Genomic DNA, 14,754 nt, shown 5'->3' with positions numbered 1-14,754 from the left:
AAGTTTCATAAATCTTTCGGATATTAGTAAACCTGTCCAAATATATATATCATATATAAGAATGAAATAATGGAGACGATAAGGATCGTTTCAATCCATCCGCTTATCCTGTAATGGCTACTATGCACTTTCCGTTTCTTACTCGTATGATTAGATCTAACTGTACCAGACGTACTTTTCTGTCTGCTGCCTACGCTAGGTTTGGACGGGGTACTCATTTTATCTATTATTGCTAATCTCATTTCCCTTGCACTTTGATACTTTCCCTGCAAAGCACTCATGATAATATCTTCGAATTCTAGAAGCAGCTTGCTTTGTTTAATATAACCTTTGAGCTCACTTATCCCGCCCGAATTCTTATTAAACCTTTTTGGATACTCAGTATTAATGATGATCATTGCCACTGCAAACAAGTCATAACTCGGCTCAGCCTTACGAGATCCTAACCCCCAATAGCCCCGATCATAAAACTCTGTAAATTCCTTAATAGCCCGGCCTTGTAACGTTGTCCCGCCAACATCTATGCAGCGGATTCTAGGCGGCGGCCCCATGACGATTAAGTTCTCCGGCTTTAAATCACCGAATACCCAGCCTTTGTCGTGAAGAACAGCCAAATCATTTAATAATTGTAAAACGAGCACTGTAACCCACGTTTTCCCCTTTTGCTGGATAAATGTCAAAAAATCAGGCCCTTTAATATATTCCATTACATAAAAGGAAACCTTGCCGCCTCGATGTTCCCAATCATCTACATCAACCAAAGAAGGCCCGAGGGTTGACCCTTGGACCTTTGCAAAAGCTTTGAGAACATTGACCTCAGATGTAACAGACATACTATTATCACTCATTTTGAGTGCTACATCTTTAGTTCCGGTTTGTGCTAGATACACAACTCCATTCGCACCGAATCCGATTTCTTTTATAATACGATAGCGATTTTGATGCCATTTTCCTTCAATAACCGTCCCAGGATTTACTTTACATAGACTCTTCATAGTATTCTTCATCATCACGGGAAAGCAGACTCCTTAGCGATCGTTTTTTCTTAAAATGAGAAAGAGCTTCGCGTATGGCAGGACCTGTTGGTGTAATACCTCCTGTAGTAAGCTTCGGGAAAATGCTGGTTAATGATTCAAGCTGCGGTGTCCAATCTAATAATTTTTCGACATCCTTCTTTTTCCCGGGAAATACAAACACTGAAAAGCGATTATCACCAGAACGTGCGTTCAAACTTAAAGATAGATCCAGCAGGGCTTCCTTTACAGTTGGAAGCTTATGTTTCATGCTTGCACTTGTATCAACAAGAATCAGTACCTCTAGCTGTACCGTTTCGCCTAGTTCGTCTACTACTTCCATGACCTCTCCTCTTTTTTCCGGAGGAAGATCCTCTACCGTCTTTGTTCCTCCTAGGATTTGCTGCAATTCTTTATTAACAACACCTTGAAGAGTTTGAGTCATAGCTTTTTTCGTAACCATCTGAACAGTTTGTGAAAGTGCTTGAGCATATACAACCTGGCTTATACCCCCGCCAGCCATGGAAATTTCCTCAATTTCCCTCATTCCGTTTTCATCAATTACATCCTGTTCCATTACGCCGATAACATTTACTGAAATCCCTTGTTCTTTAGCCAAAGCCGCCATTGCTACAGGGTCATCCCCCTGATTTGAGCACCCATCAGTAATAAGTAATATTTGCTTTAGTGTTCCCGGATTCATAAGCTCTCCTCCTGTCTTTAGTTGTTACCATTTTCGACAGGAACAAGAGCAAATATACATTGATAAACTTCTTATCGTATGCAATTAGTTTAAAATTAATCACTTTCATACTGATTTATTTTTTCATTACGAAAGCTTTTTATAAACTGGAATAGAGGCCCATTTAGGAGTATTATGTTTTATTTTTGAAACAACGACTGTCATATCGTCTGCTATTGTTCCCGAACGTGATCGTATTACCTCTTCCATTATTAAATCCGCGACCTCTTGCGGATCATCTGTTACAAGCTCGCTGATTTTCCGCTTCATCCACAGATCATAGTTTTCAACATGCTTTGGACCCTCAAACACACCATCACTCATCATAATGAGCAGGTCCCCTGGTTTTAATTGGTCACTAACCACATCTACTTCAAAGTCTTCTAGAATGCCAATCGGAAGGTTACTCGCCTGTATTTTAATAACCTTCCCTCCTCTTTTTATAAAACTTGGAGTAGAACCTATCTTCAGGAATTTTACCTGAGCATTCTGTAAGTCTATCATCGCTAAATCAAGAGTAGAGAAGACTTCATCATTTGTACGCAAAGATAAAATAGAGTTAACGGATTTAATGGCAATTTTTTCTTCGATGCCCGTCTGTAAGATCTTTTGAAGCAGCTTTAGCGTTTCCGTACTTTCGATATGAGCTCTCTCTCCGTTGCCCATTCCATCACTGATCGCAACTGCATGCTTACCTCCCACTAAATTGATTGCTGAATAGCTATCCCCCGAAACTAATCCTCCGTCCTTCGCCGCATGTGCAACACCAGTCTCAATGGTAAAGGCTTTAGCCGACCTGAACGTCACGTGACACATACCATTCGGATAGTCTAACCCTTCCTCGGTATTTACAATGATCGTCTCATCTAAAATGTCCGAAAGCATCGGGGCAATAATTTTTTCACACTCCCCATGACCATCAATATATGGAAGCGTAATATCAATATCTACATTCCCTTGCTCAAGACTATAGATTTCAACATGTTCAATTTGCACTCCAAAGTCCTGAAGTGCTTCCAGAATCAACTCCTCCTGCCGCTGATGATTGTCTCGTTCTCTTTGAATTTCCTTGGCAAAGTCCCCCATTACCGTAGAAACGCCCAATAATTGATCCGCCACTAATTTTCGGCTTTCCTGAACTTGCTTCTTCAGTTTCTGATTAGCTTGGTAATAGGAAAGCTCCTGATGAATCGTATTCATCACTTTTTTAGACTTTGTACAATGCCGGTCCCACTCTCTCACAATTTTTGGCGGAACCGAACCATCATTTTGATCCATTTCCGTCATAATATCTTTCATATATTCATAAGTTGTATTAAAGTTCCTTGTCCAACAATGTTCCTTCTTAAAACACATTTGACATGTCTTTTCCGTTACATTGCTGAGGAAATAATCTAGTTCCCGTGAATGATCATCCTCTTCAACTGTTTCACCAAACGAGGAAAAGCTTTTGGACAGGGCTTGAAAGACAGATGAGAACTGTTCTACTCTCTGGGCCGTAACATCACGCATCTTTCGCATATATTGCTGCTGTTCCGCTGTATATTCCGAGGTTCCTGGTATATATTTAGCCAGTTTAGAGATAAGTGATTGAGGTGTCAGCATGAATAACAAGACCGCTGCGGCTGATTCTAAAAGAGTCTTTTCTAAGTTACCGGCTCCTTCTCCATACATCCCCATTAAAAGAGTGGCAATAAATAAGCCAATGGCGACACCCGCTTTTCTTCCTTCTTTTAACAAACCGCCCAGAAGGCCAGAAAAGGCTAAAAGACTCATATGATATAGACTAGAAACATTCGCTAAGCTGAAAATAAGCCCTGTTACAACACCGACAGTGGACCCGACTGCAGCACCCGCAATAAAAGCAAACACGATAACCAAATACCGTGACATAATGTACTCAATTGATAAATCATAGAATGTCCATCCAATTGTTCCTGTCATTATGGAAGATAGTAAGATAATTAAACAAACAATCTCTTCTGTTTTAAGAATTTGTTTTCGTTTATTCACCATCACCAAAGGGATACTTTGTAGGAAAATAAGCGTCAAAATAAATCCTAAACTCGCTTCGACCCCAGCCATCATGCCATCATAAAGTGTAATTTGCCCATTCAAGATAAATCCTTTTCCTAAGTTACTCATTAACACTGTAGTAAAAACAAAGAAAGGCAATGCTTTTACTTCATTTTTAAGCAGGCTTTTAAATATTCGAAAGGCGATGAGGAAAATACATGTGATCGCAAAGGCATATGCTGCATCGATAATCGACAGTGTTGCAGCTCCTGCCACTAATCCAACTAGCGCAATAGGTGCTCTGTCCCTCTTAATGAGATACACCGCTGCAAAGAATGGAAGGCTAAAAGGAGTAAGCGTTGACAAAATAAGTGCTCGTCCTAATAAAAAGCCGATAATAAACAAAATATATCCCTTTTTAAGAAAAATAGTTTCAAGTTTTGATTGAAACTTAAATAAGCTTCTTGAAAGATCAAATTTTGGTTTGTTTAAGTTCACTCCACTAATTGGTTCGGCTAGCGTCCGTTCTAACTTACCCATATAAACCTACACTCCCCGTTTTGTTATAGTTGTTAACTATTATAAGGAGCAATTGTTCAAAAGTTTGTCAAAATTGCAGACAAGCCCTTTATTTTCGTTCGACTCATTTCCTCTTAATACACAAAAAGGAAACAAAAAACATGGATATAAGCTTTAAGCATATCCGTGTTTTTTGTTTCCTTTTCCCTTGAAAAGAGGGTTTACACTGTTAATATAGCGTTATCGCAAAGACGACAACTTTTTCAATATTCAACCAAAATGTCAGAAAAGTGAGGTATATTAAAAGAAATAAAAAAGCAAGTCTCTTGCATGACTTGCTTACTATTTGGAAAAAGTGCTTACGATCTATATTTAATTTCAGCAGCAAGTTAGCCTCTTCTAGCGCCTCTTCCGCCACGTTTTGACTCTGTGTTACGTTTTAAAGAAGATAGGCGATCTTCACTATCCTTTAGGAAACGTGCCATTTTTGATTCAAATGTTTCTTTAGTTGCTCCACGATTATCGTTTGCTCTTCCATGACGATTGCGTCCTCCTGGACCCTTTGAATCGCCACTTCTAAAGTTTCTTTCAGGTCTGCTTGGTCGTTCCGGTCTATCTACAGCCTTTTTAATTGAAAGACCAATCTTCCCATCTTTTTCAACATTGATGACCTTTACTTCAACTTGGTCACCTACTTTTAGATGGTCGTTAATATCCTTGACATAATTGTCCGCTACTTCACTAATATGAACCAGACCTGTCGAGCCATCTGATAATTCTACAAAAGCCCCAAAATTAGTAATGCCTGTTACTTTACCTTGTAACTTGCTGCCTACTTCGATTGACATAAAAAAAATTTTCCTCCTTAAGAATTTAAAAGATCATACTTATACATATTATACAGAAAAGCGAAAATGAGTGTCAATATGGCAAGCTATTGGGAAGTATTTCCACTATCTTCCTGTGGTATGGTGAAAATAATTTCATCCTCATCGGATAAGAAATAGTCCTTCCTAGCCAGCTTTGCTATATACTCATCGTCATTAAGTTTTACAATCTCTTCTTTTAAGAGCATCTCCGTTCGTTTAAGATCTTTCAACTCCCGGTCCAACTCTGCCTTTTCTGCGTTAATTGTATCAAGAGTTGCGGACTGCGAGATGAGTGTTGTAATCATAAAATACGAAATAACCACAGCAAAAATTAAGAAAACTGTTAATCTGCGAAATAACAGCTTTTTCTTTCGCGAGGCACTTATTTCATGCATTTCTTGTTGCTGGGTATAAGTAGATTGTATTTTTGTAACGTTGCGTTTCTTGATGGCACCCAAATCGCTTTCCCTCCTACTACTCTCTATTTTTCCATTTAGAAATTGTGTTATTAATCAATTTCTTGATTTTACGTAAATATCCTGCCATTTTATTATATAACTTCTCGACGATTTTTTTAATCTTTTTCGGCAATAAGTACCATATTAATTGTCCAATCCACTTAAATGGTGTCCACAGGACTTTTAAAATAAATAAGAGGAATTTACAAAGAAATTTGGAAAGCCCAAAGATCCCTTTTCCTAGTAGAACTACCAAGGATATTAACGTTATGATAAGAGAATAAATAGGACGGTAGATCAAAAGATTAAAAGTCTTAAGCATAAACTGATAAATAGAGATTATCATATTGACGACAATCTCTAATAACCTTAAATAGCTCCTTTTTAACAAGCTTTGATATGCTGCAAAACCGCATAGAAGCGCAATAAAGATATAAAATCGCAACTCACCTTTATTTACTAGAAAAAGAACATAAAAAATAATTAGGCCCTGCAATAGCCAAAATAAGACATCATTGAAAAAGACAATCCAGGATTTTCTTTTTGAGCGCTGCAAAAAACGATTGTAGGTGTCTAAAGCTGCACCAAAACAGCTTCCCATGCCGATCATTGCCAGCATGGTCAGAAATTGTGTCGAAAGTGTCATCGGAACAACTTGCTAAAGAAGCCTTTAGCCTTCTCCCCGTGTTGTTCATCTAGATAAACAAGGTCAAACACCTTCCCTTTTATAGAGACGATTCCTTTATCGACATCTAAATTTTTCATTTGAAGGTTTTGACCCCTAATCGCTAGAAACCCCATAACAGTTTCAAGCAAAAATTCCTCGTTATCAAAACTTTCCACCTGTTTTACCCCAGTAATATCTAAAAGCTTTCTCCCTCGCATTATAACATCATGTTCCTGGACGGGCCCTTTTGTTGCATTACTATCATAAAATTGACTCATTACTTCATCCCTCACAATCACAATATCTTTGTACAAGTGTATGAGGATGTGAAATATATTAGAACAAGCCTTTTAAAAAGGCAGAAGCTCTTGCTTTAGAATAGTAAACATGCCAGTTCGATTACAAACCTGACTCTCCAACCTTCTCTTCTTTTATAACTGAATACATTTCTGCCGCTTCTTCTTTTCGTGTTGTTTCCTGCAGTTGTTCTATTTTCACTGTCACTACCTTTTGTCCGAAGCGAATCGATAACTCATCGCCAGCCTTTACAGTTGAACTAGCCTTAGCAACTTGTCCGTTGATGGTAATCCTGCCTTGATCACTTACCTCTTTTGCAAGAGTCCGTCTTTTTATCAATCTCGATACTTTTAAAAATTTATCTAATCGCATATTATTCTCTCCTTCTATAAATGAAGAGCTGTAATGTTGAAATGTTACAGCCCCTTTTCCTTTGCTTCATCCCAAAATTGATCTAGTTCCGTGAGTGTAAAGTTCTCAAAACCTTTTCCGCTGTCTCTTACCTGATCTTCGACATACGAAAAACGTCGGAAGAATTTTTGATTGGTACCAAACAATGCTTCCTCTGGGTTAAACTTATAAAATCTTGCTACATTCACTAATGCAAAAAGTACGTCCCCGAATTCTTTGACTAAATTGTCATTTTCTTTATCGCCTTTGTTCATTTCTTCTTCGAATTCTTGCAGCTCTTCTTTCACTTTGTCCCAGGCTTCCTCAACTTTTTCCCAATCAAAACCAACTTTCGCTGCAGCTTTTTGGATTTCATAAGCTCTCATTAAGTTAGGTAAATGCACACCGCCTACCCCTTTTAGGATTGATACTTGCTCGATTTCTCCTTTTTCCTGTTTCTTAATTTCTTCCCAGTTCATCACAACATCCTCTGCAGTCTCAGCATGAATATTACCAAAAACATGCGGATGTCTTCTTACCATTTTTTCACTAATAGACTGAATGACTTCTTCAATTGAAAAATAACCATCATCTTCACCTATTTGTGCGTGAAGCATCACCTGCAGAAGAACATCTCCTAATTCTTCAATAATATGATCATAGTCTTCTTCATCAATTGCTTCAATGACTTCATAAGCCTCTTCTATTAAATACTTTTTGAGTGATTCATGCGTCTGTTTTTTATCCCATGGACAGCCATTTGGTCCTCTTAATGTTGCAATAATTTCTTTTAGCTTAGAAAACTCGCCATAAAGAAGCTTCTCATCTGATACAGGAGGAACATAGACAGATGTTAAATTATTAACACTCACTTCTCGATCTAAATCCACCAATGGAATCTTCTTAATACTCTCTTCCTTACTTCCTGCTGCCGTTACAATATGAATGGGATAATTATGTGGAAGTTTCTCCAATAATGTAAGCTTCACCTCAGAGGCAATAAATGTATCATATACCTGCCCAATGATTAGGTGCTGCTTTATTTGGATATCATCTTTATTCAAACTTGTAGCATCTAACAACTGAAAACCTTCAATCGGATCTATTTTTAGGGCTTGAAAAAGCGGGTCAATAAAACTTTGGCCCCCGCCAATCTCAATATGTATGAGTTTTTCAGGTCCTCTTTCCAATAGCAGCTGTACCGTTCTCTCTGCGACTAGAGGATGGCCGGGTACGGCATAAACAATTGATTTTTCTTCGGCAAGTTTCAATAAAGTGGATGATATTTCGTCGTATACTTCTTCAAAGGTATCATATTTTTCATAAATTGAATCAAATGAAGTAAAGGTCAAACCTAAATTTTCTAGCTCCGTCACAACAGGATGCTCTTTTGTTCTTAAATAAACTTCGTTTGAATTTTGCAGTAAACGAAAAATACCATAGGGCAGCTGGTCTAGATCTCCCGCCCCGAGGCCAATAATGTGAATGGTGTGATTCAAGTTTCCTCAACTCCTATTCTTTTTCGGAAATAATTTCATGATTTTGCTGCCAAATGGCAATAAGGTTAATTCCTCAACACTGAACAGTTTCCACCTAATGACAATAAGCAAATAAATGAGCCCTCCGATAAAGACTGAAGCCAATGCCTGGATCGCTGCAATTAATCGGTCTGGACCAAAGCTATAGGTGACGTCTGTCATCATTAATAATCCATATAGAACGATGTACATCGTTATTGCTGCTGATGCAGCTTTAAGTAAAAACCCTATTGAAATTAAGGGCCTTTTTATTGTTATATATAACTTAAATAAAAGGATTACGGCAACAATGAGAAGCGCTATATTAGATGAAGCCGCTGCTCCCCAAGTACCGAGTTCAGGGACAAAAAGTATATTGAGAAAGTATTTGCATATAAATCCTATTAGCATGATAATTGCCGGAAATATCGTTAGTCCCAAACCTTGAAGGATAGATACGATCGTAATGATTACAGAACTCAATAGCACCATCGCACTTAAAACTGAAAGCACTTCTGAGCCCTCGCTATTTTTAAAAAGCATGATATTAGTCGGTTTCATAATAGCCATTAAACCTACTGTTGCTCCTAAACCAATGGTAATACTGACTTTTAACGAAAGTTGGATCTTTTCATATAAAGAGTCGAAATTGTTTTTGACCTTTTCACTTGCAATCAATGGAACTAAAGATAAGGCCATTGAGGTTGCGACTACTGACCCTAACTGAATCAAGGGCTGCCCCCGGTCATAGACCCCTTTCAGTTCTTTAGCATCTTCTCCATTTATTCCCGATGTTATGAGCAGCGAGTATAAATTAAAGGCGTCTGCAAGCTGCATAAATAATAAAAGCATGCTGCTAATACAAATAGCAAATCCTTCAATAAACAAGGTTTTTATAATAACTTTTATATCTCTATAATGAATTAGTTCGCTAAGTTCAAAATATGGTTTTTGTAATCTCTTACGCCTTACCCAAATAAATGTGATTAAAATGACTGCTGCAACAAACCCGCCTGTTACAGAACCAAAGGCTGCTCCTGCCCCGACTATGTATAGATTAAACTGTTCATTCATGAGGATGACTGCTGCTGCCAATATCGTTGTTACTCGAAAGAATTGTTCTCCCACCTGAGAATAAGCAGTCGGAAGCATATTTCCTTCTCCTTGAAAACATCCCCTAATGACTGCTATAACCGGTACAATTAAAAAGACAATCGAAATCACTTTAATAAGGATGGCTAGATGAGGATCCTTCATCACATTTGCAATCCACTCTGCACCAAAGTAAAGGACCATAAATCCAACTAATCCAAATAAATAAAGAAAAAGGAACGAAACAAATATTAACCGCTTCACTCCAGCCAAATCATGTTTATTTAGCCTTTCAGAATATAGCTTTGAAATAACCACTGGAAACCCATATGTAGAAAATACTAACGCCAACCCATAAATAGGGTATACCTGCTGATATATATAAAACCCTATATCGCCCACAATATTTTGAAAAGGTACTCGGTAAACAGCACTTAGAATTTTAATGAAAAGGGCTGCCACCGTTAAGGTTAAAGCTCCTTGAATAAACTTATTAGATTTTTCTGCGGGCTTCACTAGCCCCTCTCCTTCCATAAAAGAATGACAATGAATGTATTATAACAAGAAAAACTCACTCAGTCTTTCCACAGTAGGAAATAAAGGAAGAACCCCCAGCGTATTCCTGGATTGTAAAGTCATTAAAAAAAGCAGCTTTTCCGCTGCCTTTTGATGAAACTATATTTATTAAAATTTACGATTCCATTTGTCGAGCTAAGAAACCTGCTGCTGTTTCAACAGCCTTTTGTTCAACTTCTCCAAGTGTTCCTTCTTTTGAAAAGATAATGACAGCTCCAATTGGATCACCATTTGCAATGATAGGCCCAACTGTGTAAGCTGATATTGATTCTTCAATGCCTTCTACTATCGCCATCTCGCCTTTTTGGTTCATTAAGACAGAGCTGCGTTCTTCCATCGTTTTTTCAACAAGTTCACTAATATTTTTATTTAAATAATCTTTTTTCGAACCTCCTGCTACTGCAATAAACGCATCTCTATCACATATTAAAACAGGATTTCCTAAACTATCGTATAACGCTTCTGCATACTCTTTGGCAAAGTCACTTAATTCACTAATTGGTGAATATTTTTTTAAAATTACTTCTCCGTCGCGATCCACAAAAATTTCTAACGGGTCACCCTCACGAATGCGAAGAGTTCTCCTAATTTCTTTTGGAATAACGACACGACCTAAATCATCGATTCGACGAACAATACCAGTTGCTTTCATTCAACGTTGCCTCACTTTCATCAGATGATTTTTTCCATTGGCACTGATTTCAAAGGTTGTAAAATCTTTGCCATGTTTGAACTTAGTATCTTTCATATGGAAAGTTCTATTCATATTCAGATATTTTTTCTCATACACGAAAAATGTTCCAAATGGGTAAATTCTTTACACTTTTTATACCTTTTACATTCCCTTGTCTAAGCAGAAATAAACCACTTTGGAATTCCTTAACAGTACTATTTGAAAAAAATCATCATTAGAAAGTTTTTGGCGAATAAAGTGACAGCTCTCAGATAACCGTCAAGGGAATTTTCCCCCTTCACGACACTGTCTTCTGTTCATCCTTTTTTGCTTCTTGGAGACCTTGAATCATGGTGTAAGCAGCCTGCAGCCATTTAGGAGTCTCTACTCCTTTAATGTGCAGCACGACTTTTAGACTCTTTCCTTCCATCCCTAATCCAACCATTCTCTTGAATTGGCTGCTGATTTCAAAAATCTTCTGTCCGTTTATATTTTCACTTTCTTTTTCGGATAAAAGAATCGTCACTTCATTTTTCACTTGCTTAATAGACTCCACTCCTGCTGCAATTGCCTGCGCCTTCATTTCAGCAATTTGGAATAGGTAAGAAACTTCCTCAGGGTATTCCCCAAAACGGTCGAGCATTTCTTCTTGTAGTTCTTCAACTTCTTCCAAAGAGGTAACCCCTCTGAATCGTTTATACATTTCAATTTTTTGATTACCATCTGAAATATATGTGTCAGGGATATAAGCATCCACTTCTAGATCAATTTCAACAGCTGGTTTTTTCGCTTCTTTCTCAAATTCACCTTTTCGTTCTTCAATCGCTTCTTTTAACATTTGTGAATAGAGATCAAAACCGACTGAATCAATGAACCCATGCTGCTGGGCCCCAAGAATATTACCAGCGCCTCGAATGGATAAATCCCGCATTGCAATCTTAAATCCGGAACCTAACTCCGTAAACTCTTTAATGGCCTGCAGCCTCTTCTCGGCAACTTCTGTCAGAACCTTGTCTTTTCTATACGTAAAGTAAGCATACGCTACCCGGTTGGAGCGGCCAACCCTGCCGCGGAGCTGATAGAGCTGTGATAATCCCATCTTGTCAGCATCATAGACGATTAATGTATTTACATTTGGAATATCTACGCCTGTTTCAATAATGGTCGTACTGACAAGAACATCGTATTCACCTGCTAAAAATCCAATCATGACAGATTCCAGCTCATTTTCAGTCATCTTCCCATGAGCATATGTTACTCTCGCGTCCGGAACGAGCATTGAGATTTCCTCTGCCTTACGTTCGATATCTTCAACACGATTATAGAGAAAGTACACTTGACCATCTCTTGCCAGTTCTCTCTCAATTGCTTCACGTACAAGCCCGCCATTATACTCCATGACATAGGTCTGTACAGGAAAACGATTCTCAGGTGGCGTTTCAATTACCGATAAATCCCGAACTCCAAGCATCGACATATGCAGCGTTCTTGGAATTGGTGTTGCAGTTAACGTAAGCACATCAACATTTGTCTTTAGACGTTTAATTTTCTCTTTATGTGTTACACCAAAGCGTTGTTCTTCATCAATGATGAGTAATCCTAAATCGCGATAAGTAATATCTTTCGATAATAATCGATGGGTACCTACGACAATGTCAACTGTTCCATTTTTTAACCCATTAATGGTTTCCGTCTGCTGCTTCTTCGTTCGGAACCTGCTTAATAGACCTATATTAATAGGATAGTCCTGAAATCTATCCCTTAATGTTTCATAATGCTGCTGAGCGAGGATTGTCGTCGGAACGAGAAATGCTACCTGTTTTCCATCGGCGATCGATTTGAAAGCTGCACGAATAGCCACTTCTGTCTTTCCATAACCAACGTCTCCACAAAGCAAGCGATCCATCGGACGTTCTCTTTCCATATCTTTCTTTATTTCCTGGATAGATCGAAGCTGGTCTTCCGTTTCTTCATAAGGGAAGGCCGTTTCAAATTCGCGCTGCATATCTCCATCAGGAGAGAAAGCATACCCTTTTGAAGCTTCCCGTTCTGCATAGAGCTTTATTAAATCATCTGCAATATCCTCAACAGAAGATTGAACTTTCTTCTTAACCTTTTTCCAATCACTGCCGCCCAGCTTATATACCTTAGGTTCTTTCCCTTCGGAAGCAACATACTTCTGGACAAGGTCAATTTGCTCCACTGGAACATAAAGTTTATCACTTCCCTGATAGCGGATATGGAGATAATCTTTATGTACTCCGTTTATTTCCAGCGTCTCAATTCCTAGATATTTACCAATCCCATGATTGACGTGAACAACATAATCGCCCACCTTAAGTTCTGAATAACTTTTGATGCGTTCTGCATTCGAAAGCTTCTGACGTCGAGGTGTTCTTTTTGGTTTTTTATTGAAAATTTCTTCTTCCGTTACGACGGCTACTTTCTGGATTGGCAATTCGAATCCTGTTTGCAGACCTCCTTGCATAATCTGCACTTTTCCTGGCAGCAAATGCCTGTCCGCTGCTATCGTTGTTGACTTAATATCATAGTCTTCAAGTACTCTTTCCAGTTTACCTACTCTTTCTTTATCAGCCCCTAGAAAAAGCACTGCAAAGTTTCCCTTTAACCAGCGTTCGATCTCCGATTTTAGGACATGCATTTGCCCATGGAAATTCTGCATTTGCTTACAAGACATATTAATAATATTTTGCGGATTTGTATTAGGAACATGTCTTAAAAATAATGACATATAGACAACAGGATGTGCCGACTTCTGTGTAGCCTGCTGAAGCTGATTCGAAATTGTTACATCATGAATGATTTTCCCTTCACCTAATAGACTTGTATACCATTCTGCTTCTTCCTTCTCTAAGGAATCGTTCATCTCCTGAACCCTGCTAATTTCATCAATGAAGATTAAGCCGTTACTTGGTAAATAGTCTACTAGACTATTAGTTTCATCATAGGCAAAGGATAAATATTTAAATAATTGCTCCGGCTTTTGTTTGTTTTTTAATTGTTCCAATTCATAGCTTATATTTTGTGTCAGCAGTGACTTTGCATTATTATCCTTGATTTTCTTTAAACTGCTTGCTAATCCGGCTTCGAGCTTTTGATATACTTTTTCAAAATGTTCATCATGAAAAGGTGTTTCCGTAGCTGGACCAATTAATATGCTTTGTAATTTTTGACGTGAACGTTGATCTTCTAACGAGAAAGACCGAATCGATTCTATTTCTGTATCAAATAATTCTATTCTAATTGGGTCGTCTTCAGTTAATGGATAGATATCAATAATACCGCCTCTTACACTAAACTCTCCTGGAGAGGACACCATTTCGGATCGGACATATCCCATTTCAACGAATTTCAGAAGGTTCTTTTCAACATCGATCTCTTCCCCAACTTTTAAGGTGAATTGTTGTTCCTTCCATAACTCTTTTGGCGGAACAATCTTTCTTAACCCTGAGATCGGTGTGATCACTATACCCGTCTTTTTTCTACTCCAATGATTTAAAGTATCAATTCTTTGGGCTCTAAGCTCAGGACTGGCTATACTCATTTCAGCTGCAATTAACTCATTTGCAGGATATAAGAAAACATCGCTTGCATCGATTAATTGACTGAGATCATCATAAAGCTTTTGCGCCTGTAAAAGATTATGAGTTACAACTAGAATAGGTCTTTTCACTTCATCATAGACAGAAGATAAAAATACAGTCCTAGCCGATCCCGACAAGCCTGCAACTAATTGTTCTTTAATCCCCTCATCAAACCCAGAAATGACAGAACGCGTATCATCCTGGTCGATAAGAAGTTGCTTCAACCCAAACATAAAATCCCCCCTTCAAACGAAATGCGGAAGTGCCTCGTTTAGCCCCGACAAGCATAAGACGAGCCGGCATGAAGGTTGCTCTTTAAC

Annotated in this window: 12 protein-coding genes; all 12 read right to left on the bottom strand. The window is 38.2% G+C overall.

All coding sequences use genetic code 11. The features are described from left to right. Positions 1-23: 23 nt before the first annotated feature. The 12 genes from CZ487_RS00280 to mfd all read right to left on the bottom strand — a co-directional run bounded on the left by CZ487_RS00280 (position 24) and on the right by mfd (position 14,667). Positions 24-1,010: a protein kinase domain-containing protein gene (locus CZ487_RS00280; RefSeq protein WP_077210361.1), complete on the bottom strand. Its 987-nt coding sequence runs from the start codon at positions 1,008-1,010 to the stop codon at positions 24-26. Continuing rightward, the gene (locus CZ487_RS00275) at positions 979-1,716 is read right to left on the bottom strand and encodes a vWA domain-containing protein (protein WP_077210360.1); all 738 of its coding nucleotides are present in this window, start codon (positions 1,714-1,716) and stop codon (positions 979-981) included. The genes CZ487_RS00280 and CZ487_RS00275 overlap by 32 nt, the downstream gene beginning before the upstream one ends. 126 nt (positions 1,717-1,842) lie before the next feature. After that, positions 1,843-4,311 (bottom strand): stage II sporulation protein E, encoded by a 2,469-nt coding sequence (spoIIE, locus tag CZ487_RS00270; RefSeq protein ID WP_077210359.1) that lies wholly within the window; start codon positions 4,309-4,311, stop codon positions 1,843-1,845. Between the two features lie 368 nt (positions 4,312-4,679). Further along, positions 4,680-5,138, bottom strand: coding sequence for a S1 domain-containing RNA-binding protein (locus CZ487_RS00265; protein WP_077210358.1), 459 nt, complete (start codon positions 5,136-5,138; stop codon positions 4,680-4,682). A gap of 86 nt (positions 5,139-5,224) precedes the next feature. Further along, positions 5,225-5,617 carry an FtsB family cell division protein gene (locus CZ487_RS00260; protein WP_077210357.1) on the bottom strand — a complete coding sequence of 131 codons (393 nt, stop codon included), beginning with the start codon at positions 5,615-5,617 and terminating at the stop codon, positions 5,225-5,227. A 16-nt stretch (positions 5,618-5,633) separates the two neighbouring features. Continuing rightward, positions 5,634-6,263 carry a spore cortex biosynthesis protein YabQ gene (gene yabQ / locus CZ487_RS00255; protein WP_077210356.1) on the bottom strand — a complete coding sequence of 210 codons (630 nt, stop codon included), beginning with the start codon at positions 6,261-6,263 and terminating at the stop codon, positions 5,634-5,636. Beyond that, the gene (yabP, locus tag CZ487_RS00250) at positions 6,260-6,562 is read right to left on the bottom strand and encodes a sporulation protein YabP (protein ID WP_077210355.1); all 303 of its coding nucleotides are present in this window, start codon (positions 6,560-6,562) and stop codon (positions 6,260-6,262) included. Before yabP ends, yabQ begins: the two co-directional genes overlap by 4 nt. 121 nt (positions 6,563-6,683) lie before the next feature. After that, positions 6,684-6,953, bottom strand: a complete 270-nt coding sequence (locus tag CZ487_RS00245; RefSeq protein ID WP_077210354.1) for an RNA-binding S4 domain-containing protein — start codon at positions 6,951-6,953, stop codon at positions 6,684-6,686. Positions 6,954-6,997: 44 nt separating this feature from the next. Further along, the gene (gene yabN, locus CZ487_RS00240) at positions 6,998-8,470 is read right to left on the bottom strand and encodes a bifunctional methyltransferase/pyrophosphohydrolase YabN (RefSeq protein WP_077210353.1); all 1,473 of its coding nucleotides are present in this window, start codon (positions 8,468-8,470) and stop codon (positions 6,998-7,000) included. A gap of 6 nt (positions 8,471-8,476) precedes the next feature. Then, the gene (locus CZ487_RS00235) at positions 8,477-10,096 is read right to left on the bottom strand and encodes a putative polysaccharide biosynthesis protein (RefSeq protein ID WP_077210352.1); all 1,620 of its coding nucleotides are present in this window, start codon (positions 10,094-10,096) and stop codon (positions 8,477-8,479) included. Between the two features lie 175 nt (positions 10,097-10,271). Continuing rightward, the gene (spoVT, locus tag CZ487_RS00230) at positions 10,272-10,808 is read right to left on the bottom strand and encodes a stage V sporulation protein T (RefSeq protein WP_077210351.1); all 537 of its coding nucleotides are present in this window, start codon (positions 10,806-10,808) and stop codon (positions 10,272-10,274) included. 319 nt (positions 10,809-11,127) lie between these two features. Continuing rightward, positions 11,128-14,667 carry a transcription-repair coupling factor gene (mfd, locus tag CZ487_RS00225; RefSeq protein WP_077210350.1) on the bottom strand — a complete coding sequence of 1,180 codons (3,540 nt, stop codon included), beginning with the start codon at positions 14,665-14,667 and terminating at the stop codon, positions 11,128-11,130. Between the last annotated feature and the right edge of the window lie 87 nt (positions 14,668-14,754).

Source organism: Robertmurraya dakarensis (assembly GCF_900156875.1).
Classification (GTDB): Bacteria; Bacillota; Bacilli; order Bacillales; family Cytobacillaceae; genus Robertmurraya; species Robertmurraya dakarensis.
Note: the sequence above shows the minus strand (reverse complement) of the source record. Positions and strands in the feature narration are given on the sequence as shown.